The sequence below is a fragment of the Bacillus sp. NPDC057893 genome (assembly GCF_042796455.1).
GTDB lineage: Bacteria > Bacillota > Bacilli > Bacillales > Bacillaceae_G > Bacillus_A.
In genome coordinates this window covers 349,285-374,207 of the sequence record NZ_JBHVNG010000004.1, presented here as the reverse complement: position 1 = coordinate 374,207, position 24,923 = coordinate 349,285, and the positions used below count along the sequence as shown (strand labels likewise).

The window sequence follows — 24,923 nt, the reverse complement described above, 5'->3', positions numbered from 1 at the left end:
CCACTTTTTTATTTACATCTCTTTTGCTATTGCTTTCAGCTTATTCACAGTACGCCAGTTCCTTACTGTAGCTGGCGTATGTAATTTTTGAAACTGGTTCATTAGTTTAGAATTCCGAATGCTACTTTTGAATAACAAATATACAACTTTCTCATAAATATAGCATTCTTCAAGTTCACTATTGTACATAAGTAACCCCTTACTGGCTTCTTCAGAAAGTGGATTAGCTAAAAAGGCCACATGTACACTTTCTCCTTCTAATAACGAATGGGTCTCGTAAGGACACTTTTTAATAATATTAATAAATTCATCATTTGTTCTTAACATGACTGGAACATCGAAATCAAAAACATTCTTAATTTCACATTCAATTCGTTCCTTTAAAAAACTTATCTCTTCTTCTGACTCAAACACTACATTTCCACTTTGAATATATGTTTTCACTTTTTTTAAACCTATTGATTCAAAGACTTTTTTCAAATCCGCCATTTTGATTACTTTATGCCCACCTACATTAATTCCCCGTAGTAGTGCAATATAAATTGTCATATAATACTCCTCACGTATTTAAGTGCTCAACAATCGATTTGTTTTGCACCTTCATATTTCTCGGATACTGGCTTTAATTCTTCTAACATATCATGCATGGACAATATCTCAAATAAAAAAGCTTACTTCATGATTTTTCAAGAGTAAGCTTTTTAAATTATTTGGTTATCGATAAATGTAATATTAATTGTTGTCCAATCGGTCCCATTCTTCTATACCCTTTATCTTGAAACCCAACTTTTTCATATAACTTTTGTGCCGGAATATTTTTTTCATTTACAGCAAGAATTACTTCATTTTTTATTGGATAATAATATTTTACAAAGTCTTGTAATAACGCCAAGGATTTTTTAGCATATCCTTTCCCTTGTTTATTATGATTAACAGAAAAAGAAGTTAAAAGTATGGCATCCTTATTTTCTGTAAACTCCTGTACTCTATCACCTGTTTGTAATATAAATACACCTACAGGTACTCCGTTATAGTCTAAAATAACAACTACATTTTTCGTTCGATCATTTTTCGCTTTCTCCAGTAATTCACCTGGATTCGCCGTAAATTGAACTTGTTCACTTGGTAAAGTAAATGATTGTAGTATCTCTTTATACTGCTCCTTATACGGAACTAATTGTATTTCCCCTGTATGTATGTTCATGCTTAACTCTCCCATTCCTTCAAGTCATTAACTTAAACCTTGCTGTGTTTTAGAATGCACTTTTCCATCCAAAAATGTAATCTCAGCAAATGATTTTGGATCGCTGCCTTTCCAAGCAAAAATTTGTTTAATTTGTGTAGAATGCTCTTCCCCTTCTTCTATGAGTAAATCCCCTTCAAAACCGATTAAATCTTTCACTTCTGTATAAGTCATTCCTTCATTAATATTTGAGAAATGATTTATATTAATGGACTCTTGCTTTTTATTTTCCGTTATAGTAGAAGACGTAGCTGTTTTCTTCTTCACTTCTTTCTTCTGTTCACACGCTGTCATACTAAAACCTATGCATAAAACACCTAATATGAGTGCGCTTTTTTTCATCATAACGGTTGTCCCTCCCCTCATTATTAAACCATATATTTCCTTAAAAATAAACTGAATATTTAATCTTACAGAAAAATCCCGTACAATTTAGCACGGGATTTTCACTATTTTTTCAAATGGTTATTTGACTGATCTTCTTGTTCTTTTCGTAGTTCTTGTTCTTCATCTTTTGGTAATTGTTTATCATTATCTTTAATCGGATTCGTTTCTCTATTTTCAATCATATCATTTGGAACTTGCGGCATTACTCGGCCAACAATTGCTGCTAATTCATCAAGTATACCTTCACCAGTTTTACCTTTTTTAATTTGCTTACCTATTTGTTTTAATCTTTCATACGTATCAACATCTGCTACAACGACTGCATTAGCACCATTTGGGTCATTCTTCAAACTTTCTGCTACGGAGTACTTAATTGACTCAACACGAGTTCGATCAAGTTTTGCTTTTACATCAATACCTACAACAGCATATTTCCCAACTACTACTGCTGTCGCATCGTTTACGCCAGGTATACTTGCAGCTAAAGATGCCAGATGATCAGCTGCTTTTTCATTTGGCTTATTTGATTTATTTGTATACGTAACATTTTTCATCGAGACATTTTTTTGTTCTGGCTTTTCATTAGGATTGTCTTTTTTTCCAATGCTACATCCAGTAATGACGAAACAAAGCATTAACATATATATAATGATTTTCATTATTTTCACCACTTTATCATTGATGTTTAATCATAAATTTTTTCAACAGCTTGCATCTTCTTCACTTTTTCTTCTGCACCACTATTTGCGTTAATGAAGATTTGGTACGTATCTTTCCCTAAAGTACCAATAAATTCATAACAAAGTACTTCATTATGCAAGTCATTTACTACTACAGCTTTACGTTCCTCCATAACTTTTACATCGGGGTTTATTTTCTTTCTCGCCTCAGCAGCAGTTAGTTTCGCACTCGGAATTGTTCGTTTTTGATGCGATGCTAAATATTCTTTCGCAGAAAAACCAACAATCGATCCATCATCTAAAGCAATTTTCATTTGAATTGCTTCTGGATAAATACGCACTCCATTTTCATTTACAACGTACGTAAACACACCGATATTATCATATTGAGAACTATCAAATAGCTCCATATTTGTAAACTTATGATCCTTTAAAAATGTTAATCCTTTACTTCCTGCATCATTTAAACTAATTTTTTGCTCTTTAATTTCTCGGTTATTCATTACCCAAATTGGATATCCACCTTTTCCGGTAATATCCATATAATACTCATTGTTCGTTGCTGGATCTTGAATTTTTACACTGTAGAATGATTCTTTTGCACCTTTTCCACTTTTCTCAACTTCTACTTTTTCATTCCCTTTTAAGTTTAAAAATGATTTCGCGATTTTTTCCGCTTCCTCTTTCGAAATCGCTTTCCCTTCTGCCTCAAATCCGCCTTTTTTATTCTTTTGTGCACTTGTAAAAGTCGGTCCAAAGTTTGTGGACGAATATGATGTTACATTCTTTTCTACCGTCTTTAATCCATCGATAATTGTGTTATCTGCTGGATCTTGGTTTGACGCAAGAGCCATTTCTACATCCATCCAGCGAAGATTATTTTTCAATACAAGATGCTGCACTTTTCTCAGTTCATCTTGTATATTTCCTGCATTTGAATATAAACCTTGCAACGTTTTATATTCTTGATCATTTAACGGTTCTTTTTCTAAATCACGAACCGCTGCACGATAACTAAAATCACCAATATTCGCAAGGAACTCTTCCGTTTTATTAAATGGCATTAATGTTAAAGGTAATTGTCCTACATCAGAACGAGCCTCTGATGTTAAACGCCATACATCTACTAAAGCTGGCGATAATGAGGAACGTGAATTCATCGCCAGTGCTGTTCCAATTTTATCGTGTAATAAATCAACTTCATATGCTAAATCATGAAACGCACGCTGATAACTATTTTCCGCTCGAATTAATACTGCATTTTTTTCTTGATGCTCTTTATAGCCCCAATACCCTGTTCCGACTACACCTACTGTTAACAATACAATGATAATACCTCGTAACATGTTTCCACCTCCGCTCTATTTACAGAAAATATGTTTACCAATTTTTTTAATTTGTGGACGAGTCCAAATCCATTTACTTGTCGCAGTATCTGGATTGAAATAATATAATGCATTCCCAGTTGGGTCCCATCCATTGATTGCATCTAATACGGCTTTTTTCGCATTTTCATTTGGCGTTAAATATATTTGTCCATCTGCTACTGCTGTAAAAGCTCTCGGTTCAAAGATGACACCTGAAACGGTATTTGGGAAGGATGCACTTGTAACACGGTTTAAAATAACCGCAGCTACTGCAACTTGTCCTAAATACGGCTCACCACGGGATTCTCCGTATACAGCGTTTGCCATTAGCTGAATATCATTTTGAGAATAACCGTTTGGAACATTTGTCCCTTTGCTTTGTGGTGGTTTATTTTCTTGCGTACCTCCACCGCTATTCCCTTTATTAGTTGTAGTACCTTTATTAGCGGTTGACTTATCATACTTCGTCGCCTTTACAAGCATTTGCTTCGTTTTAGCACCCGCTAAACCATCAACTGGCAATCCGAATTTTTGCTGAAAGTTTCGAAGCGCCCAATATGTACCCCATCCGAAAACACCATCAACTTTTCCCGTATAAAATCCGTTATATTTCAAACGAGTTTGCAGTTCAATGACATCTTCTCCAGATGCTCCCCTTTGGATTACTTGATTAGAAAAGGCTTCTACATTCTTGGTTTGTATACTACTTACCATTAAAGATAAGCCAATAAAGGTAAGTAAAACCGCTATCTTCAAAAAACCTTTTTGAAGCATATATTTCCCTCCTTAATTACAGTAATGAATTCATGGTTATGTTTTGTAAATATGAAGCTTTTATGTAAAGAAGACAAAAAAACCCAAACTTATATGCTTGAAGATATATGCACACAATATAAAAAAGAGTAAAAGGAGCTTATTATGAAGTATTTCTTCACACGTATAGCATTCGCGATTTTTTTACTAACAGCATGTTCAAATATATATACTGGTCCATCTATAGTTCACGCACAGCCGCCCTATGCAAAATGGGGTAAACTAGCCGTTGAAAAAACGAAAGAACAATATCCGAAAGCAGAGATTATTGATTATCTTCATATAGGTAGAAAACCAAAAACTGTTCAAATAACAGTTGAAAAGTTTAAATTATGGCTTCGTGAGAATGGAAAAGAATATGGTGTTTTTGTTGATGTAGAATTCGATACGAAAACAGATAAGTTTTTAAAGATGTCATTTCAGAAAACAAATCGATAGAACAAATAAACCCCTCTGTTTTAAGTTAAACAGAGGGGTTTATTCATATACATTTAATAATGAAAGTTATTGTTTTAAACTTAAAGATCGATTCCCTAACATTTTCACCAATCCACAAATACCTCCAATAACAACTGCTATCCCTATACTATATAAAAACACTCTACCATATCCCCCTATTCTCGGATCTAAAAACGGATATGGGTACCAATTAACGAATGGACCTCGTATTAAGCTATAGACAACATATAAAAGCGGGAAAACAAGCCAACTCGCAGCCTGTTTCCATGTAATGGTCTTCGTAGGTGGATTTATAACCCAATCTAAAATCATCGCTAATGGCATGATGTAATGAAGCACAGTATTTACCCACGGTATCGGTGTTTGAAGTGACTCTTCTAATCCCCTTAATAACAAAAAATAAATAAGCCCTGTAGTCAGTATGTATACTGTAGCTGCACCTCGAAGAACTCCAAACTGCTCCGAACGTCCAAATAGGGCTGTCCCTAAACTACTTAATAGAAGAATTACCGCCACTAAAATGTTGCTTTCAATTGTGAAGTAACTAAAAAAATTAACTGGATTGAACGGTTTCACTTGTGCTCTTGTAACAAATTGAGTAATAAGTGCACTAAACGCTAAAAGACTTAAAAACAATCTTAATATCGCTATCATTTTTGCACTTCTCATAAAACACCTCCTGTCTCTTCTTATTTATGATTGGAATTCTCTTTTATATGCTCTATAAATAACTTTAATGGTACGAGGCCACGCTTTGGCATGTGACTACTAATAACAGCTACGAGCTCTAACTGCGGAATGATAATAATGTATTGCCCTCCGTATCCCATAGCAAAATACATACAATACGGTATGTGAAATCTTTCGTTATGCAATACCCACCAGTGATATCCATATGCACCGACATGTTCATACGTTTCAAATAGAGCCTCGCTTGATTCTTCTAACCATTTCGATGATACAATTTCATTCCCCTTCCAATATCCATTCTGCAAACATAATTTTCCAAACTTTAATAAATCTATAGATTTCATTTTCATACCGAATCCGCCGACATATATACCTTGCGGGTCTTGTTGCCACTCATATTCCGTAATGTCTAACGGCCCAAATAAATATTTTTTGGCAAACTGCTCTGTCGACATACCAGTTGCTTGTTGAATGATATAACTAAGTAAGTGAGAAGAACCTGAATTATAATTCATTTTCGTACCCATTTCTTCAATAATCGGCTTTTCTAAAATGTATTGCACCCAGTTGTCTGATTCTACAAAATCATTTGGGAAAACGACCCCATTCCCAAACTCTTTCCATTCTTCTCCCGTTGTCATCGTTAATAAATGATAAAGCGTTAATTCTCTCTTTTCCTCTGGTACATTTGGAGTCCATGTTGTGATTTGTGTATGTATATTATTTATAAATCCTTTATCAATTGCGATACCAATTAATATAGATACGATACTTTTTGTAATCGAATTAATTTTAAATAAGTCATTTGCACAGTCTATCGTTTTATAGTACTCAGTCGTTAATTCCCCCTTTTGATAAACAAGAAATGTATTAACTTTTTTCTTTTCAAATTTATTTTGTAATTGTTCAAAATTCAAGAAATCTTCCTCCATCTAAATGATTATGTAATATTTGTTGTTCATCTCGTTCTTTCTATTAAATCATATTTGTTTTTAAAACAAAAAAATAAACCTGCCAGCATTTATTAGCTGACAAGTTTATTTTTATAATTTCGTTCGAACATTCCAAAGCTCTGGGAAGAAGCGTTGATCAAGCACACGTTTTAAATAGGATACACCAGAAGAACCACCAGTTCCCATCTTAAAACCAATAATTCTCTCTACCGTTTTCATATGACGGAAGCGCCATTGTTGTAACCAATCTTCAATATCAATTAACTTTTCTGCAAGTTGATATAAATCCCAATATTTTTTCACGTCCGCATATACTTCTAACCAAGCTGCTTCTACTGTTGCATCCTCTTCGTAAGGCTGCGTAATATCACGATTTAACACATCTTTATGAATTTGGAATCCTTCTTTAACAAGCGCTTGTATCGCCACATCATACAAACTTGGTGCATGAAGTGCTTTATGAAGACGAGCATGTAATTCTGGGTCTTTTTCATAAATCTTTAATGCATGTGGTGTTTTATAACCAAGTGCATACTCAATCATTCGATATTGATACGACTGAAAACCTGAAGCCTGACCAAGTGAATCACGGAACTCAATATATTCTGATGGCGTTAATGTCGCAAGAATATCCCAAGATTGAATAATTTGCGACTGAATTTTTGATACACGTGCTAACATTTTAAATGCAGGTGCTAATTTATCTTGTTTAATAGATTCAATTGCTGCATTCAGTTCATGTAAAATTAGTTTCATCCAAAGCTCACTCGCTTGGTGAATAACGATAAATAACATTTCATCATGATGATCTGATAATCTTTGTTGACTAGATAATAAGCTATCTAGCTGTAAATACTCTCCGTACGTCATATTTTCCTTAAAATCAGTGTGAATCCCTTTTTCCATAATTACCTTTTCGTTTTCTTTCATATTAGTCAAACGCCCCTTTTAACATTTCTATTTATATTGGTCTAATAACAGCTCGAACTGGACTTCCATCTGCATCTGTTAATGCAAGTGGTAAGGCAATAAGTTCGTAATCGCCGTCTGCTACGTGATCTAGTACGACATTTTCTAAAATGTGAATTCCGTGTTTAAATAATTGATGATGTGCTGCTAGTTCTTTATCATCTAACGGATCAACTGATGGTACATCTACCCCGATTAAACGAATGCCCTTATCTGCAAGAAATGGTGCAATATCAGCACGTAAATACGGGATTTTTTCTGGAAATTCTTGCGCTTTACCATGTGAAGATGTACGTAATAATAATCGCTCTACACCTTCTAAGTTAAAACGTTCTAATTCCTTTTTACCGATACTCTCCAGCCCTGAAACATCGATAACTCGTGCTGCGCCTACGTATACTTGTATATCTAAATCTAACACCTTCTTGCCGTCATTATCGAAATGAAAAGGTGCATCAATATGAGTACCTGTATGGATACTCATCGTTAACTTTCCGACATTTACCGAACCACTGTCTTCTTTTGACCATGAAACTTCATACGAGAACGGTGTATCCCCTGGCCACGTCGCGATATCATTATTTAGCGGTTGTGAAATATCAATCCACTGCGATGTTTTCATGCTTATGCCACAACCTCTCGCTTATTTTCAAAGTTTTTATATTCTTCATTTTTCATAATTTTCTTTAAGATTTGTACAGAGTTCCATACTTCCTCATACGTATTGTATAAAGCAACAGGTGCAAGTCTAACTCCATTTGGAGCTCTAAAGTCTGGAATCACTCCATTTGCTTTTAACGCTTTACATATACGTGCCGCCTCAGCATGTTCTAAATAAATATGCCCGCCTCGTTTTTCATCCTCTAGCGGATTTCCGATTGTAAATCCCATATCATTTAACTCCAATTGAATTAAATCGAGCATATATCTTGTTATATGTAATGACTTTTCACGTAATCTCTCAATACGGGCATCTTTAAAAATTTCAAGAGAACCGATTAATGGTGCAACACTTAATACGTGAGGTGTCCCTATTTGATAGGCCCCAGCATGGTCAGCCGCAGTTAATGAATGTTCCATATCAAACTGCTTATCCTTTCTAGAGCTAAACCAACCAGATAATCCTGGAAGTCTATCAAAATGTTTTTTATTCACATATAAACCTGCAACACCACCAGGACCTGCATTTAAATATTTATAATTACACCATACAGCGAAATCTACATCCCATTCGTTAAAATGATGCGGAATAGAACCGATTGAATGACATAAGTCAAAACCGATATGAATACCACGTTTATGAGCTTCAGCTGTTAATCGCTTCATATCAAGAATTTGTCCACTCCTATATAGTACAGAAGGCAATAATATTAAAGCGATATCATCGGTCATCGCATGAATAATATCATCTTCAGAAAGTGTTCTTCCATCTCGGCTTTTCACTCGTACTAAATGCTCATCTGGATCTAAGCCTTTTAAACGAATTTGACTCTGAAGTGCATAAATATCTGACGGAAAAGTTAATTCATCCGCAAGAATTTTTGTTCGTATTCCTTTTGGCTCATAAAAAGTCGCAATAACTTGATGTATATTCGCAGTCGTGGAACCGGTTACAATCGTTTCTTCCGGTAAAGCCCCAATAAGAGGTGCTGTCAATTCACCCAATTTCTCCGAAAGGAAAAACCACGGATGCTCACCTTCAGTCCATCCATCAATCCCAAACTCTTTCCATGAATCTAGCAAGGTAAGTAACGATTTCTCTGCTCTTTTTGAAAGTAACCCTAAAGAGTTACCATCTAAATATATTGTTCCTTCTTTTTTATAAAATTCAGATTGAAAATCTTTCAGTTCATCATGTTTATCACATTCAAGCGCATACTCATAAGTTGGTTGAAATGGTTCTTTATACATGGTGTCACCTTCTTTTAATTTTCTTTTTATTCTAACTAATTGAAATATATCACTTAAATTGATATAACGTCAATGATATTATGTCAGTTGACTTTATATACGAACTTCTTTTACAATACAATTATATTTTCAGATATTTCAGTATAAAGAGGTGATTCCTTGAAAAATTCTACTCTTTCAACAAGAAAACACCGCTCCTTAGAAACAAAAAAGAAACTATTACATTCCGGTTATACTATTTTTATAAAAAACGGATTTCAGAAAACTACAATCACGCAAATTATTAAACATGCAGAAACTGGTTATGGAACAGCATATGTATATTTTAAAAACAAAGATGCTCTCCTCATTATTTTGATGGAAGGTGTGATGAATCGCTTTTATGATATTGCAGATCGCTCCTTTTCCCCTCAAACAAAGTTAGAAGCATGTGATATGATTCAAAGTCAAGTTAGAGCATTCTTACAATTAGCGGAAGAAGAACGGGATATTTTGCAAGTTGTCGAAGAAGCAATAGGATTATCAAGAGAGATAAGTCAAAAATGGGATGAGATTCGTGAACGCTTTATAAAAAGTATTACACAGGATATTACTTACTCTCAAGAAGGTGGATTGGCGCAGCCTGAATTAAATAAAGAGATTGTAGCACGTGGTTGGTTCGCGATGAATGAAACGTTTCTTTGGAAAATCGTACAAAATGATAAAGAGCTAAACTTAGAAGAAGTTGTACATACATTGACAGTGATGTATACGACAGGTCTATATAAATAGCACACCATTTATTCATAAGGTGTGCTATTTTACATCTATAAAAATATTTTATTGGGATACGGTAATGCTAGAGGTGGCTTTTCAGATAAAGGGAAATATTTTAGTTCTACAGATTCTCCATCAACTGCTTTTAACCCACCTCCGATAATTTCACACTCAAATACAACAACAATATACTCTACTTGATCCCCATTCGAATATGTATGACGAAACTCTTTCCCTCCAAATACCCCTTTTTCTTTTTTTACTTTTATTTTTAATCCTGTTTCTTCCCACACTTCTCTAACAACCGCTTCTTCTGGTGTTTCTCCTGGTTCGATTGCCCCTGCTGGCAAACTCCAGTGTTCTCCTCCAGGATATTGGAATAAGATTTCCCCTTGCTCGTTTTTAATAACAGCAGCTATACTCGGCATAAAAATAAGTTCAGATCCTAATTTTTCACGAAGTCTTTTATAATATAATGACATTGGCATTTGATTTTCTCCCTCCACAATAAATAACTGTATTTTCTAACAATTATTATATAATATTATTAATATCAACTTCTATAAAGAAAGGAAGATCAAATGTCACAAGAGAAACCAACAAATCAGTTTCTATCGTTTTTATCCGTTACAAAAAAGCCTGTAAGTTTAAATTTTTTAAATGAACTTGTTAAAGCTCATCAAGAGAAAGTAAAGTGGGAAACTCTTACTAAAATAATTGACTGGGAAAAAGGTAATGAAACAAGTAATTATTTTCCTTCCATTGAGACATACATAAACCGTATTACAACAAAAGGTCTGGGGGGTACTTGTTGGACGTGCTCGATTGGATTCCATTGGTTATTATCAAACCTTGGTTTTGACGTTCATTATTTGTATATGAATCCCGGACACTTATGCTTACGCGTTAACTTAGAGCAGCCTTACTACGTTGATGTTGGTTACTGTGCACCTTTATTCCAAGCTTATCCACTGTATGAATCATTTCAAGTAAGTAATGTAAGAGAGACTTTTTCTTATGAAGTTTCAAATAATAGGATTGAAATTACTAGAGATCCAGGTCCAGCAAAAATCTTAAATACAGAGCCAATACATTTAACAAGTATGAAAGAACTCATTAAAAAGTCTAATGACTGGAATTCTTCTCCTGTATTAAAGAAAATTCAGATTTTCGGTTATATCGATGGCATTCCAACTTCTATTAATGATAATGTTTTAAAACGATATTTCCAAGGTAAGAAAAAAGAACATAGCCTTACCTCTTCTGAACTTGCTTATTGGATAACAGAAAGATTTTGTATTGATAAAGAAATGTACCAAACAGCAACTAATATTTTTAATGAGAAAACTTCAAAAAAATAAACTGTTACTCAACATGTTAAGTGACAGTTTATTTTAAATATTTTATTAACGATACAATGATACAAAATAGCGATGTAAGTAAAAACAACAACCCCATATTTTTATTCTCTTTTTCCTCCTTCTTAACGTTTTGTATCCCCATACCAGCAAGCATAAATCCTAACAATAATTGCAAAATAAGCATACTTTGCTTCGAGTCATCATCCCAACTGTAAATAGAATAGCCCATTATAATAATAGCGAGTATGAATGTGGTAATTCTAATCATAAAAACACCCCCTATTTGATTCTATTGTTTTAACCTACTCACCATTCCAACAATAAACTTATACTCAGCTCTACTTTTTCTTACTTTCTTAAAGCCCTCTTTCGTATCAAAAATAAAACACGTTTTCCGAAGCCAAATGCGTACGTATAAAGACTCAAAATAAATTGGTTTTATAATTCCTCGTTCCTCAAATTCAGTTCCATCTTTATTTTCAGTTTCCGTTCGAACGAACCACCTATTTCCGATACCAATTTCAATATACTTCACACGCTAACCCCCTTCAGGAAATCTTCTTTCTAATAATTCTATTATTTCCCTGGCAAGCGCACATTCCGACAGAACGTGAGCCCACAAAGAAAAAGTAGATTACAAAAATCTACTTTTATAGCCTAAATTTTTGCATACGTTTATAAAATGTACTGCGTGGCACATCTAATAGTTTTGCAGCTAACGAAACATTTCCATTCGTCTTTTCTAGCGCTTCAATCATACTATCACGTTGTATTTTTTCACGGAAATTTAATGTATGCTCCGTTTTATTTTCTACTTGCAATGCAAGTTGATGTTGATTTCCCATCATAGTTTGTAATAAAAAAGAGATTTGTTTTTCGCATATTTCCCGTCCTTGCGACAAAATGTAAATACGTTCTAATACATTTAATAATTCCCGAATATTTCCGGGCCATGCATGTTGTGAAAATTGATTACAAATACTCTTTGGAAATACAACATTCCAATTCTTTCGTTCACAAAAATGTTGTATGAAGTACGGAATATCCTCTTTTCTTTCCATTAACGATGGAACATATAGCGGATACACATGTAAACGATAATATAAATCTTGACGGAATTTCCCTGCTTCTACTAATCTCAGTAAATCTTTATGTGTCGCAGTAATAATACGAATATTTAGCGGTACCTCTTTTGAACTGCCAATTGGGGTTACTGTCCGTTCTTGTAAAACACGCAATAATGCTACTTGCATCTCTGGCGGTACTTCACCAATTTCATCTAAAAATATTGTCCCTCCGTCCGCTTGTTCGAATTTCCCTTTATATCCTTGGCGCCGTGCACCTGTAAACGCTCCTTCAGCATAACCAAATAATTCACTTTCCATTAATTCTTTCGGCAATGAACCGCAGTTAACAGCTATAAAAGGACCATTTTTTCTTGGACTATTTTCATGAATCGCTCTCGCTACATATTCTTTCCCTACACCTGTTTCACCACATACGTATACACTAGCATCAGTCGGTGAAACAAGCTTAATTTCTTCTAATGTATGTTGAAATGCGTTGCTTGTCCCAATAACTCCTGGAAAAGAAATCCCTTTTATTAATGGGAAAGTAGAATAAAAATTCGTTTGTTTATGCTCCTTTACATAAATACATTTCCCAATTAATCTATCATTACTATATACTGGTACTTCTAATTTGATTTTCAATCCATTTTGCAATAAATCTTCAAGTTTCATTCGTGACCAATTAGATATTCGCTCACGAACTCTTTTGCTTGCTGAAACGATAACATCACGATGATTACAAATAACTACTTGTTCATCACTATCAATTACATCTAAAAAACGGTGAATTAAGTGAAGTTCATTTTGATGTACTCGAATACTACATTCGCGTTCAATCGCATGTGCAATCGAAGTTACCATACCGATCATATATGGATGTGAAAACTCAATTGGACAGGAGAAATCTAGAACACCAATTAATTTCCCATCATCGTTATGAATGGGAGCGGCCGCACAGCTCCAGCTATGAGATGCGACAGAGTAATGCTCTGTGCCACTTATCATAATAGCCTCTTCAATTTCTAACGCTGTACCAATAGCATTCGTCCCAACCGCAGCTTCAGTCCATTTCACACCTTCAATGAAATTAATGTGTTTCGCTCGTTTTAACGTTTGTTTATTGCCACTTAATGAAAGTACATATCCATCTGGATCAATTAATAGTGCCATCATCTGTAGTTCATCTATTGTTTTATTCATATTTTGTAAGTGAGGTAATGCTATATCAAGAAAAATTTCACTCCTTTGTTTTTGATTTTGAAAAACATCAGAAGTCAAAATGTTCTGACCTTTACTCATATGAGGATTTACATTTGCTTGTTTGCAGCGATGCCATGACTCTGAAATTCTTTTATTTATCCGGCCTGAATCGAGTACACCTTCATCCACAAACTTTTTCCATGTATGTAAGTAATACGATGAAGCTAACATTGTATCATCTCCCCTTTAATTGTTTTGGAGATTTATAAAAACATATCCTTATAATAAAACTGGATAAAAGCGTTTTCAATAAAACTGGAAAGACGACACAAATATGTTAGTAATTCGAATATCTTAATGCGATTCTGAATGCCTTTTTAGTAGAACTATATTTTGTATAACTGATCCTAGTAAAATACAGACCCAAAACCACTTTATCGGATTATCATTAAAAAAGAATATCACCACCGCAACGATAAATAAAATAGTAGATGCTAAACTAACAAATAATTTTGTTTTAATTTCCACTACACTTCACTCCTCTATTGCTTTACAGTACATATTAACTCCTCATTTCTCATCTCCAATATGTACTCCTGTAAAACATATTCTTTCCCACCATTCCTTTCATACCAATCATATATTTTTTTACCGTGCATTTTATCATTTCTAATTTTCGTTTCGATTTCTACATAATCTTCATAACTATCATATTCCCATATTGTAAATATTTCAGTCGTACCATCATTATTATCTTTCATCCAGCGCCCTATTAAACGAGAACCGTACTTTAATTGATTTGGTAAATTTGTATCATTGAAATGATTATTAAATATTTCAACGAATTCGTTTTTCACTATATAGTATTTCCTTCTGTAAAACATACTTCTTCACCTCTTTTATGAAAAGTACTATTCACCCTACCCATTACAACCGTATTGTAATACTTACCGTCCGACAGCCTCTTATCATTTTTCAGAACGCCTTCTACTTCAAAACCTAATTTTTTATAAAGCTGAATTGCTTTTTCGTTTGTTTCTAACACTTGTAGCGCTATCTTTTTCACTTCATTTGCATCAGTCCAATTGATAGATTCTTGTAAAAGATTTTCGCCAATCCCATATCCCCAAAACTCTTTTAAAATACAAACGCCAAACTCTACTTTATGAGACAATCTCTTTAAGTCCGAGCCTTCACATCTTGAAAATCCAACGATTCGATTGTGCACTTCTGCAACTAAAAAGAGATTTTTCATTTTTTCACTATCAGTTTTGATTATTTTTTGAAACCCTTCCGTATCTATAAATCCCTCTCCGGCCTCTCTATCCATATTTTCAGTTTCTCCATCAATCTGTACTCGTATTTCCGATAACTGATCTGCATCTTGGAAAGTTGCAGATCGAATTGTATAATCTAGTCCATTTTTATAAAACTCTTGCTCTTTTATAATCATTGCAAACTCCTTTGTTATTCAGTAGATTGGGCTATTACCATTTTTTTATCCTGCTTCTCAAACTCTTGAATTACTTCTTTATGAGCTTCTTCATCTGTTATAATCAGATCAATTTCTTTAAGGGATTCCCCTTTTATAAAACAATCAATTCCAAGTTTATTATGGGGTGCTAAACAAATATTTCTTCGAGCAATTTTGCTTACTGTTTTTCCGAAATGAGCAACCTCCGGTGTTGAGGTACTTATACCATTTAATGAAATGCCACCACCTGTAGAAAAATAAATATCAATAGTAAAACTACTAATCGCTTCGGAAGCAAGTGTATCTGTAATATTCCCAGAAGGCTTTACCTTACCACCTATTAAATACGTATCAACATCTTTATCTTTCCTTAGTTGACTAGCTATTTCTATAGAATTCGTGATAACTGTAAATGATATTTCAGGTAAATATTTTAGCATTGCATAATGGATAGAAGCCCCGCCAATAAAAATTGAATCACCTTCTTTTATATACGAAGCAGCCATTTTTGCAATTGCTTCCTCGTATATTGTACCTTCACTATAACGTTTAGATGGTTCCGCAGTTAAGTTTCTCACTCGAGCAAGTTCAATGGCACCTCCGTGCGTTCTTTTTAATAAACCATCTTTCTCCATTATTGACAGATCTCTTCTTATAGAATCGATAGACATATCGAACCTTTCCGCAAGATCCTTTGCGATTACTCTTCCATCTTTCTTAAGCAGATCTAAAATGTTCTCTCGACGTTCTTCAGTAAACATGTTTTCACCACCGTTATTGAAGATTCAGAAACTTAAACTTTATGTTAATTATATGCACGTTTCTTCCGTTTTACAATATTTTCAATTCTTATTTTCCCAGCTTTATGCGAGTTTTTTCTCTCTTTCTATTTCATCAATTTTAATACCGGATATATGCACATTTGCATATTCCATAAAAAAACTTCTATTTATTTTCCTGGTGATGTAAAATTATTCCTATGTTTTACTTTTTAATACAGAAAGGAATTACTATGAAATCTTTAATTAAAGTAACTTGTACAGCATTATTATTTACAGGGATAATGGCAGGATGTAATGGAAGTGGTACACCAAAACAAGAAAAGAGCGCTCTCGAAAAGAATGCAATGCACTATGGGGAGATATTTAAAAACGGATACTATAGAGCAACAGTTGAAAATGCAAAATTTAAAAAAATAGACAAAGAGTGGCGCCTTACAGCTCGTGTTACAATTAATAACGCTCGTGCTGACGGACAAACAATAGATCTTACAGAAATAAAATATTTCATAAAAGATGAAAAAACTGGTGAAAAATACGAAGGTGAATTTATACAAAATGAGAACGCTGAAAAAGTTCCATCTGAGTTCTCTTTAACTACCGACATTTTATTTAATATGAAAACTTCACCAAAAGATTTAAATAATATGTATTTGTACATAGATAGTAAAGTTGCTCCATTAACAAATACATATTGGAAGCTTGATAATCTAGCATCAAAATAAAAAAACAGTCTTTAATGACTGTTTTTTTTATTATCGAACTTGTAAATATCATCTACAGAGACTCCCTTTATTATTAGTTAATATACATGTATCTAAGTCATTTTTTCTCAAGCAATACATCCTTTGCACAAATCTTCACTTCTCTAAATGGACAATCAAATAAAACACCCAGTTCGAGACCATCTTCAGTAAGCTCTATTTCATGGTATAGCCACCAAGCACCTTCAAAATTTTCCGGTATAGAACATTTCGTCACTCCTGTAAAAGTTACTTGAAGTTTATCGAAAGCACTAAAAGTTATAGTTCTTTTATAAATATTGCATTGAACACTAGAAAGACCAGTCAATTTAAGACTGGCCTTTTCACATTCAAGCATGCACAGCATGTCCTACCGCCTGCAATAATGCTTCATGGATTGCTTCAGATAAAGTAGGATGCGCTGCAATATAATCTCTCATTATATCAGCAGTTACTTCTGTATGAATCATAACCGTTCCTTGTCCAATTAATTCCGTTGCACGAGGACCAATAATAGAGATTCCTACAATTTCTTGATATTTAGACTCCACAATGACCTTTACTTTACCCGTTTGTTCTCCTATAATAAGAGCTTTTCCATTAGCTGTAAATGGGAATTATCACCATATTGCTCACTTGCTCCTTTTTCGGTTAAACCGACACTTGCAATTTCTGGACTTGTATAAATACAACGTGGTACAGCATGATAATTTACTTTCGCAGCTTCTCCGCACGCGTGTAATGCTGCCGTCGTTCCTTCATGGAAAGCCACGTGAGCAAGTTGAATACCCCCAATAATATCACCCGCAGCATAAATATGTGGTACATTCGTTTGCATATGCTCATTTACAGTAATCCCTTTATTTGAAAATTGAACTCCTGCCTTTTCTAAACCTAATTGTTGCACACGTGGTTTTCTGCCGACAGATACAAGAACATACTCTGGAGATATTTCATGAATACTATCTTTATATTCAAACATCGCTTGCTTTTTATGATTATTTAATCCTTTTAAAGCTGCCCCTGTGAAAATTTCTACGCCGTCATTTTCTAGTTTTTCTCTTAAAATGCTTGCGATATCTTCATCTTCACCAGGTAGTAATTGCGGTGCCATTTCAACAATCGTTACTTTCGTTCCAAGGCGACTATATATACTTGCAAATTCACAACCTATTACACCACCGCCAACGATAAGTAATGAAGCTGGTATGTTTTCAAGAGACATTACATGGCTACTATTTAAAATCCATTTCCTATCAAATGGAGCAAACGACAGTTCGATCGGTTCCGACCCAACCGCGATAATAAATTGATCCCCATCTACTATTTCTTCTTTGCCGCCTTGTAATACGTGCAAGCGATGATCCGTTTCAAATTCCGCCTTACCTTTTATTACTTTAATTTTGTTTTTCTTCATTAAATATTGTATACCTTGGACGAGCTGCGTAACGATTTGTGATTTTCTCGTCTATATTTGTTTCCAATCAATTGATACATTCTGCTTATCTACTAATACTCCAAAACGATTCGCATAATTAACAATATCGTATACTTCAGCACTCTCTAACAATGATTTCGTAGGCATACACCCGACATTTAAACACGTTCCACCAAGGTCAGCTTCATCAATAAGAACAACTTCTTTACCATTTTGAGCAGCAGTGATTGCTGCTACATAGCCAGCTGGTCCGCCCCCAATTACAACTAATTTACTCATTTTCTCACCTTCTTTTTATAGAAGAATTGTTACAGGTTCTTCTAAATATTGTTTAATTGTGCGTAAAAATGCAGCTGCTGGTGCACCATCTAATACACGATGATCGAATGTTAAACTTAATGGTAACATGCTTCCTTTTTGTAATTCTTCCCCTTTATATACTGGAACGTGTTGAATTGCGCCGACACCTAAAATACCAGATTCAGGTGTATTTAATACCGGTGTGAAGTATTCAATTCCAAAGCTTCCTAAATTACTAATTGTAAATGTCGTTCCTTGCATATCATCACTACTTAAACTACCTTCTCTTGCTTTTTGTGCAGCTTTTTTAATTTCTTTAGATAACTCTACTAAAGATAAATTATTTGCAAGGCGAATAGCTGGAACGACTAATCCATTTTCTAACGCTACTGCCATTCCTAAATGCACATGCTCAAATTGATGAATTGTATCATTTATATAAGCACTATTCATTTCTTTATGCTCCTGAAGTGCTAATACAACCGCACGAGAAACAAAATCTGTAATGGTTAGTTTATTGTCATATCGCTTTTGTACAATGTCAGCCATATTTTTATGTAAAGCTACTAAATCTGTAACATCTACTTTCATCGTTAATGTTAATTGCGCACTATTTTGCAGGCTTGCATGCATTCGAGTTGCGATCGCTTTACGCATACCAGTAATAGGAATGACTTTACTTTCTTCTTGTTCAAGTACTTCTGGAATTGCTACTCTTTCTTCAAGCGCCTTTAATACATCTACCTTTGTAATTCTTCCGCCAGGTCCTGTACCAATTAATGATCTAATATCGAGATTTTCAGTTTTTGCAATTTTCTTTGCTACTGGAGATATTTTAACTCTTTGCTTCGTCACATCTATCGCATATGGTTCTGGATGTTGTACCTTTTTAGGTTCTGGATTAGATGTTTTTTCTTCTACAACATGTATGTTTTCATGAACTTCTACTTTTTCGTCCGGTTTACCGATGTAGCAAATTACAGTACCCGGCGGCACTCCCTCATCTTCACTTACAGCTATATCAAGAACAGTTCCATCAGCTGGTGCTTCTATTTCAGTTTCGATTTTTTCCGAGTTAATACTAGCAATTAGTTCACCTTTTTCTACATTATCACCTGCTTTAATATTCCAGCTCGTAATAATACCTTCTTTCATCGCCATACCTAACTTCGGCATTACAACTTCTACAGCCATGTTTCTCTCTCCCTTCTCATCGTTTTATTACACATGTAATAAAGATTGGTCTCCGATCATTTCTGATACAGTTTCAATTACTCTCTCCGGCGTTGGTAAATATAACTTTTCAAGTGGTGGCGAAAACGGAACTGGTGTATGTGGTGCTGTAATTCGTTTAATAGGTGCATCTAACAAATCGAATCCTTTATCCGCTACAATTGCCGCAATATCTGTTGCGATACTACATCTTGGATTTGCTTCGTCAATAACAATCAGGCGATTCGTCTTTTCAATAGATGCTAAAATCGTATCTTCATCCAGCGGTGATAAAGAACGTGGATCGATTACTTCTACTTCGAGTCCTTTTTCCGATAATTGCTTTGCAGCTGCAAGTGCTGTATGAACTTGTTTTCCAATTGCAACGATTGTTACATCAGAACCTTCACGTTTAATATCTGCTTTTCCTAAAGGAATTGTATAGTACTCTTCTGGTACTTCGCCTTTCATATTGTAAAGTGTTTTATCTTCAAAGAAGATTACTGGGTCGTCATCTTCAATTGCCGCTAATAATAAGCCTTTTGCGTCATAAGGAGTGGAAGGAACGACAACTTTTATACCTGGAATGCTCGTAAATAACGCATATAAACTTTGTGAATGCTGTGCCGCTGCGCTAAATCCAGCACCGTGCATCGTACGTACTGTAACTGGCACTTTCGCTTTACCACCGAACATATAGCGGAACTTTGCACCTTGGTTTAATACTTGATCAAGACAACTTCCGATAAAATCATTAAACATTAATTCAGCTATCGGACGTAAACCTGTTGCCGCAGCTGCCATCGCCGCTCCCATATAACCCGCTTCTGAAATTGGAGTATCTAAAATACGATTTCGGCCAAATTCTTGTACAAGTCCTTTCGTAACACCGAGTACACCGCCCCATGCTTCATCATCTTGCAAGTGATCCACTTGTGCACCGCCTGCAACATCTTCTCCGATTAAAATTACATTTTCATCACGACGCATTGATATTTTCATCGCTTCATTAATTGCCGTTGACATACTTACTGTTCTAGTCATTATTTTTCACCCTCCTCTTATTTGTAAGAAACGTATACATCTTTTAATAATTCTTCATCTTCCGGATATGGACTATTTTCACTAAATTCAATTGATTGTTGCACTGCTTCATCTACTGCCTTTTCCATATCCACAAGTTCAGATTCTGTTAATAAAGCTTCATGAATTAAATGCTTACGGAAATTCACAATCGCATCTTTTTCATTTAAATGTTCTTCTTTTTCTTCTGAAGTTTTATACGTTTGCGCTTCACCTTCGAAATGACCGTAATTACGATATGTCATACATTCAATTATTGTTGGACCACCGCCATTACGCGCACGTTCTACTGCTTCTTCCGCCGCTTTATACACTGCAAGTAAATCTTTTCCATCTACTTGAACACCTGGAATATTGTAAGCTTTCGCTCGATCTGCAATGGAATCACAACTTGACGCATATTCAAATGTTGTTGCTTCACCGTAACCGTTATTTTCTGCGATAAAAATAACTGGTAACTTCCAAATCGCTGCTAAATTAACCCCTTCATGGAATGTTCCTTCATTATTTGCTCCGTCACCGAAGAAGCAAACACTTACATCTTTCGTTCCTTTATATTTAGCTGTTAATGCTGAACCGCAAGCAAGTGGAAAACCTCCGCCTACAATCCCATTCGCACCAAGCATTCCTTTATCTAAATCGGCAATATGCATTGAACCACCTTTACCTTTACATAACCCTGTCGCTTTCCCAAAAAGTTCGGCCATCATGCCATTTAAATCACAACCTTTTGCGATACAATGGCCGTGACCTCTATGCGTACTTGTAATACTGTCACTATCTGTTAAGTGGGCACATACACCAACTGCTACTGCTTCTTCACCAGCGTATAAATGAACGAAACCTGGCAGAACGCCTTGCGCTAACAATTCATGCACCTTGTCTTCAAACTTACGAATCTCTAACATTTTTTCATACATCCAACGAGCTTGTTCTTTCGTAATTTCATTCCCTTTACTTTCAGTTGTTTTTAACATGTCCAGCCCTCCTATTTTCTTGTTCATCTTTTATATTGCAAGTACTGTGCCAAATTCTAATCCCTGATTTAATAGGTTTTCTCTTTTCTTTCATAATAAAAAAGTGGACAAAATGAGACATCTGTCTCGTTTTGTCCACTTTTGTTCACCTAATTTGAGAATTATTATCTTATTCATTATCAAAACTCTTCTGTAATTTCCGAATGTAAATAATTTGACCAATGTGATACGCGTTATGAGTCGTTACATTAGCTAATACTTCCCACCACTTCGCAGATACAGGAAATCCAATTACATCACTTTCAACCTTGTCTTCATTTATGAGACTTTGCCATTGTAACAGTTTCTCTAATAGTTTTTCTCTTAACTCTTCAAATGTTTGATTATCTGATAGCATAAAACTTTTGTTATTATCACCAATAGCGGGCACAGCATTAACATTTGATTCTTTGTACCTAGTTTGCCACGTTGTATTCCAATACAGTAAATGTTGTACAATTTCAGCTATACTATTACACTCTTCATTCGGTTTCCAAAAAGCTTCTCTCTCAGATAAATCCTTAACTGCATCTGAAAATGGAATATACCAACTGGGATCATTCGCATTTGCTAATAACTGATCTGCTAATACGTCTTTAACATGGAACACTTTGCTTCCCCCCGTTAAAAAGATTCATTTCAAGACAATACTCACTTCTCTATATACGCTGAGTTTGCCAGATCCCCTCTTTTTAGCCTTAATCCCAAACATATGCACATAAAGAAACCGAAAGCACCTAATCCATAAGCTGTTGTATAACCACTTTCCCCGATAATCCATCCTGCAAGTCCTGGTCCAATCATTTGACCAACTGCATAGAAAACGGATATAAAACTAATTGCCATTGAGACATATTTCGGAGATACTTGCTTTGATGCCGCAACTTGAATTAATAAAAGGATACCTCCGAGGCTGGAACCCCAAATAATTGCCGATATGATAAAGCCAATGATATGTCCAAATATAATTGGAATCATATCACCTATTACAGCTAATAAAAGTGCAATACATAAGGTCTTCTTTATACCAATCCGATCCGAAATCAATCCCCAGACAGGAGCTCCTATGATTGAAAACATTCCTGCAATCGCATAAACAGTTCCCGAAATTGATGCCGCAATACCATTATTAATCATAAAACTAGTTTGATATAAATTTGGAATTAAATAAACAACGCCCACAATAAAATACATCCATGCAATGATGTATAGCTCTTTCGTTTTCCATAAAAACGACTTATTATTCCTTTCCCCCTCATCTTCAGTAACTTCTGGATTTTTCAAAACAATTGAAGTGACGAATACAACGATACATGTAATAATACCAAACAAAAACCATGCACCACGCCAACTATAATCTGGAAATATACGTACTACATAAGGAACAATTATTCCACTAAATAACATGCCTATGCCAGCACCGCTCAATAAAATCCCCATTACGGTTCCTCTTTTATCTGGAAACCATCCTACTGTCATTGACATAAGTGGTGTATATACAAGGGCACTACCAGCCCCAGCACATAACATACAAATAGAGGCTATCCAAAATGAGGAAACAAATGCTAATCCTATTAAACTTATAACGACGAGCCAACTTCCTATTAATAAAACTGATTTTGCTCCAAAACGGATAGTAAGTATTCCAGATGTTCCGACTGTTAATAAATACCCTAAAAAGAGTATAGTTCCTAACATACCTGCTTGAGCTGTAGATAAATGGAGTCCTTCTTGCATAAATGGAAATATAATTCCATATGCCATACGAGCAAATCCGGTCGTTGTTATAATAAGAAACATTCCTGTTAATACAAATATCCAAAAATGACTTTCATTCCGTTCTTTCATTTAAATTCCTCCATAAAAAGTTATTTCCAATTGGATGTTGTTTATAATTATAATGACCATTACAAAAAGCAACTACCAAATGACGGAGGAATTTACGGTATAGCGGATTATTCCTGTTTTACGTTAATAAATACGTAAAAGTTCTGATGGATTCATTCCATACTTTTTACGAAATAACTCTGAAAAATGACTGACATTATTGTATCCAACTGCAAATGCCGTTTCGGTCACATTACTATTTCCCGAACGCAGTAAATCTATCGCATGTTCCATACGCTTTTCTCGTAAATATGCAAATGTGGACATCCCAAATAATTCTTTAAACCCAATTTTTAATTTATAATCATTTAACTCTACTATTTTAGCTAATTCTAATAATGATGGGGGTGATTCCATTCGTTGAAGTAAAATTTCTTCAGCCTGTTTTATTTTATTCAAATCCTGTTTTGATAATTGACTCCTTTTATTTGCGTCACAATCACTAAGCAACACTCTCCCCAAATGTATAGAAAGCAATTCGAGCGCTTTACTTTCTAATTCTAGTTGACTAATACGATCCTTTGGGGGATGCTCTATCATTCTCTTAATAAGATTAGATGTTATAGAATCAATTGGATTTTGAAATTTTTTAAAAGATTGATTTCCTAATATAGAATGAAAATCAAGACTTTTTTCAATAGCATTATTCATCATGAAATGATTAAACAATTGTACAGGAATCCCAATCGCTAATGAATATAGAGGCGTTTCTTTTTCATATTCAAATACTACATCAAAATCATTCATAAAATATAAATAGCTATTTCCAGTCATTAATTCATACGAAGAATGACCAACTTGCACTCCTCCGAACCCTTGTAAACAAAAATTAAGCTCCACCATTGCTGCATCAGATGCAAACTGGATGCGATGGTTATTATGAAATTGATAATTTGATAACACAATTTCCATACCTGAAAATGAAGTCCATCTTCGTATTTCACCCATACCTATTGTTTTTGGAACATTCATATGTCTTTCCTCTACAACTTGTAAACCATAAAAATATTTATGAAAAATATCATGAAAACCGTTAGTCTCCATGAAACCCACACTCCTTTTATGTGAAAATCAAAATTTAATTGATAATTATTTTCAATTATATCAAATATCTTTATACAATAAATAGATT

General features: G+C 34.6%; 28 protein-coding genes and 2 pseudogenes. 4 read left to right on the top strand and 26 right to left on the bottom strand.

Annotation, left to right across the window (positions count from 1 at the left end; genetic code table 11):
* Window positions 1-12: 12 nt before the first annotated feature.
* From ACFVQC_RS20485 to sleB, 6 genes are all read right to left on the bottom strand, one after another.
* Window positions 13-549, bottom strand: a complete 537-nt coding sequence (locus ACFVQC_RS20485; protein WP_377892594.1) for a DUF1697 domain-containing protein — start codon at window positions 547-549, stop codon at window positions 13-15.
* Window positions 550-706: 157 nt separating this feature from the next.
* Window positions 707-1,204, bottom strand: coding sequence for a GNAT family N-acetyltransferase (locus ACFVQC_RS20480; protein WP_377899076.1), 498 nt, complete (start codon window positions 1,202-1,204; stop codon window positions 707-709).
* A gap of 27 nt (window positions 1,205-1,231) precedes the next feature.
* Window positions 1,232-1,588 carry a hypothetical protein gene (locus ACFVQC_RS20475; protein ID WP_105584878.1) on the bottom strand — a complete coding sequence of 119 codons (357 nt, stop codon included), beginning with the start codon at window positions 1,586-1,588 and terminating at the stop codon, window positions 1,232-1,234.
* Between the two features lie 104 nt (window positions 1,589-1,692).
* The gene (locus tag ACFVQC_RS20470; protein WP_002085166.1) at window positions 1,693-2,289 is read right to left on the bottom strand and encodes a YhcN/YlaJ family sporulation lipoprotein; all 597 of its coding nucleotides are present in this window, start codon (window positions 2,287-2,289) and stop codon (window positions 1,693-1,695) included.
* 26 nt (window positions 2,290-2,315) lie between these two features.
* Complete coding sequence (ypeB, locus tag ACFVQC_RS20465; protein WP_377892598.1) at window positions 2,316-3,656, bottom strand: germination protein YpeB; 1,341 nt, start codon at window positions 3,654-3,656, stop codon at window positions 2,316-2,318.
* A gap of 15 nt (window positions 3,657-3,671) precedes the next feature.
* A complete protein-coding gene (gene sleB, locus ACFVQC_RS20460) occupies window positions 3,672-4,451 on the bottom strand; it encodes a spore cortex-lytic enzyme (protein ID WP_377899075.1) in 780 nt (259 codons plus the stop codon).
* Between the two features lie 144 nt (window positions 4,452-4,595).
* Between sleB and ACFVQC_RS20455 the strand changes: the two genes are divergently transcribed.
* Entirely contained in the window at window positions 4,596-4,928 is a 333-nt protein-coding gene (locus ACFVQC_RS20455) for a DUF3889 domain-containing protein (RefSeq protein WP_377892600.1), read from the top strand.
* Between the two features lie 66 nt (window positions 4,929-4,994).
* On the opposite strand, the gene ACFVQC_RS20450 is transcribed toward ACFVQC_RS20455, so the two are convergent.
* The 5 genes from ACFVQC_RS20450 to kynU form a co-directional block, all read right to left on the bottom strand.
* On the bottom strand, window positions 4,995-5,618 hold the full coding sequence (locus ACFVQC_RS20450) for a Pr6Pr family membrane protein (RefSeq protein ID WP_002147447.1): 624 nt from the start codon (window positions 5,616-5,618) through the stop codon (window positions 4,995-4,997).
* A 20-nt stretch (window positions 5,619-5,638) separates the two neighbouring features.
* Entirely contained in the window at window positions 5,639-6,556 is a 918-nt protein-coding gene (locus ACFVQC_RS20445) for a serine hydrolase domain-containing protein (RefSeq protein ID WP_377899074.1), read from the bottom strand.
* A 126-nt stretch (window positions 6,557-6,682) separates the two neighbouring features.
* Window positions 6,683-7,522 carry a tryptophan 2,3-dioxygenase gene (kynA, locus tag ACFVQC_RS20440; protein WP_002147441.1) on the bottom strand — a complete coding sequence of 280 codons (840 nt, stop codon included), beginning with the start codon at window positions 7,520-7,522 and terminating at the stop codon, window positions 6,683-6,685.
* A 31-nt stretch (window positions 7,523-7,553) separates the two neighbouring features.
* Complete coding sequence (gene kynB / locus ACFVQC_RS20435; RefSeq protein ID WP_377899072.1) at window positions 7,554-8,183, bottom strand: arylformamidase; 630 nt, start codon at window positions 8,181-8,183, stop codon at window positions 7,554-7,556.
* Between the two features lie 2 nt (window positions 8,184-8,185).
* Window positions 8,186-9,472: a kynureninase gene (gene kynU, locus ACFVQC_RS20430; RefSeq protein WP_377899071.1), complete on the bottom strand. Its 1,287-nt coding sequence runs from the start codon at window positions 9,470-9,472 to the stop codon at window positions 8,186-8,188.
* Between the two features lie 159 nt (window positions 9,473-9,631).
* On the opposite strand from kynU, the gene ACFVQC_RS20425 reads away from it, so the two are divergent.
* A complete protein-coding gene (locus tag ACFVQC_RS20425; protein ID WP_097829359.1) occupies window positions 9,632-10,243 on the top strand; it encodes a TetR/AcrR family transcriptional regulator in 612 nt (203 codons plus the stop codon).
* 35 nt (window positions 10,244-10,278) lie between these two features.
* Here ACFVQC_RS20425 and ACFVQC_RS20420 read toward each other — a convergent pair whose 3' ends face one another.
* Entirely contained in the window at window positions 10,279-10,716 is a 438-nt protein-coding gene (locus tag ACFVQC_RS20420) for an NUDIX hydrolase (RefSeq protein WP_002147436.1), read from the bottom strand.
* Window positions 10,717-10,809: 93 nt separating this feature from the next.
* On the opposite strand from ACFVQC_RS20420, the gene ACFVQC_RS20415 reads away from it, so the two are divergent.
* Window positions 10,810-11,589 carry an arylamine N-acetyltransferase gene (locus ACFVQC_RS20415; protein ID WP_377899070.1) on the top strand — a complete coding sequence of 260 codons (780 nt, stop codon included), beginning with the start codon at window positions 10,810-10,812 and terminating at the stop codon, window positions 11,587-11,589.
* Window positions 11,590-11,617: 28 nt separating this feature from the next.
* On the opposite strand, the gene ACFVQC_RS20410 is transcribed toward ACFVQC_RS20415, so the two are convergent.
* The 6 genes from ACFVQC_RS20410 to ACFVQC_RS20385 form a co-directional block, all read right to left on the bottom strand.
* Window positions 11,618-11,857, bottom strand: coding sequence for a DUF3953 domain-containing protein (locus ACFVQC_RS20410; protein WP_377899069.1), 240 nt, complete (start codon window positions 11,855-11,857; stop codon window positions 11,618-11,620).
* A gap of 21 nt (window positions 11,858-11,878) precedes the next feature.
* Complete coding sequence (locus ACFVQC_RS20405) at window positions 11,879-12,124, bottom strand: DUF3977 family protein (RefSeq protein WP_097829362.1); 246 nt, start codon at window positions 12,122-12,124, stop codon at window positions 11,879-11,881.
* A 115-nt stretch (window positions 12,125-12,239) separates the two neighbouring features.
* On the bottom strand, window positions 12,240-14,090 hold the full coding sequence (locus ACFVQC_RS20400; protein WP_377899068.1) for a sigma-54-dependent Fis family transcriptional regulator: 1,851 nt from the start codon (window positions 14,088-14,090) through the stop codon (window positions 12,240-12,242).
* 311 nt (window positions 14,091-14,401) lie between these two features.
* Window positions 14,402-14,743 carry an NIPSNAP family protein gene (locus ACFVQC_RS20395; protein WP_377899067.1) on the bottom strand — a complete coding sequence of 114 codons (342 nt, stop codon included), beginning with the start codon at window positions 14,741-14,743 and terminating at the stop codon, window positions 14,402-14,404.
* On the bottom strand, window positions 14,716-15,312 hold the full coding sequence (locus ACFVQC_RS20390; RefSeq protein ID WP_377899066.1) for a GNAT family N-acetyltransferase: 597 nt from the start codon (window positions 15,310-15,312) through the stop codon (window positions 14,716-14,718). Before ACFVQC_RS20390 ends, ACFVQC_RS20395 begins: the two co-directional genes overlap by 28 nt.
* Window positions 15,313-15,326: 14 nt before the next feature.
* Entirely contained in the window at window positions 15,327-16,094 is a 768-nt protein-coding gene (locus ACFVQC_RS20385) for a DeoR/GlpR family DNA-binding transcription regulator (protein WP_377899065.1), read from the bottom strand.
* A 251-nt stretch (window positions 16,095-16,345) separates the two neighbouring features.
* Here ACFVQC_RS20385 and ACFVQC_RS20380 point away from each other — a divergent pair, with 251 nt between their 5' ends.
* On the top strand, window positions 16,346-16,837 hold the full coding sequence (locus tag ACFVQC_RS20380; RefSeq protein ID WP_377899064.1) for a hypothetical protein: 492 nt from the start codon (window positions 16,346-16,348) through the stop codon (window positions 16,835-16,837).
* A gap of 97 nt (window positions 16,838-16,934) precedes the next feature.
* Here ACFVQC_RS20380 and ACFVQC_RS20375 read toward each other — a convergent pair.
* The 8 genes and pseudogenes from ACFVQC_RS20375 to ACFVQC_RS20340 form a co-directional block, all read right to left on the bottom strand.
* A pseudogene (locus ACFVQC_RS20375) lies at window positions 16,935-17,135 on the bottom strand (DUF4085 family protein); the annotation flags it as partial.
* Window positions 17,136-17,205: 70 nt separating this feature from the next.
* Window positions 17,206-18,572, bottom strand: a pseudogene (gene lpdA / locus ACFVQC_RS20370) (dihydrolipoyl dehydrogenase).
* A gap of 15 nt (window positions 18,573-18,587) precedes the next feature.
* Window positions 18,588-19,787 (bottom strand): dihydrolipoamide acetyltransferase family protein, encoded by a 1,200-nt coding sequence (locus ACFVQC_RS20365; RefSeq protein WP_377899063.1) that lies wholly within the window; start codon window positions 19,785-19,787, stop codon window positions 18,588-18,590.
* A 27-nt stretch (window positions 19,788-19,814) separates the two neighbouring features.
* Window positions 19,815-20,849 carry an acetoin:2,6-dichlorophenolindophenol oxidoreductase subunit beta gene (gene acoB, locus ACFVQC_RS20360; protein WP_377899062.1) on the bottom strand — a complete coding sequence of 345 codons (1,035 nt, stop codon included), beginning with the start codon at window positions 20,847-20,849 and terminating at the stop codon, window positions 19,815-19,817.
* Window positions 20,850-20,866: 17 nt separating this feature from the next.
* The gene (gene acoA / locus ACFVQC_RS20355; RefSeq protein ID WP_377899061.1) at window positions 20,867-21,865 is read right to left on the bottom strand and encodes an acetoin:2,6-dichlorophenolindophenol oxidoreductase subunit alpha; all 999 of its coding nucleotides are present in this window, start codon (window positions 21,863-21,865) and stop codon (window positions 20,867-20,869) included.
* A gap of 169 nt (window positions 21,866-22,034) precedes the next feature.
* Entirely contained in the window at window positions 22,035-22,514 is a 480-nt protein-coding gene (locus tag ACFVQC_RS20350) for a DinB family protein (protein ID WP_002085139.1), read from the bottom strand.
* Between the two features lie 41 nt (window positions 22,515-22,555).
* The gene (locus ACFVQC_RS20345; RefSeq protein WP_377899060.1) at window positions 22,556-23,752 is read right to left on the bottom strand and encodes an MFS transporter; all 1,197 of its coding nucleotides are present in this window, start codon (window positions 23,750-23,752) and stop codon (window positions 22,556-22,558) included.
* 123 nt (window positions 23,753-23,875) lie between these two features.
* Window positions 23,876-24,835: a helix-turn-helix domain-containing protein gene (locus ACFVQC_RS20340; RefSeq protein ID WP_377899059.1), complete on the bottom strand. Its 960-nt coding sequence runs from the start codon at window positions 24,833-24,835 to the stop codon at window positions 23,876-23,878.
* Window positions 24,836-24,923: the final 88 nt, after the last annotated feature.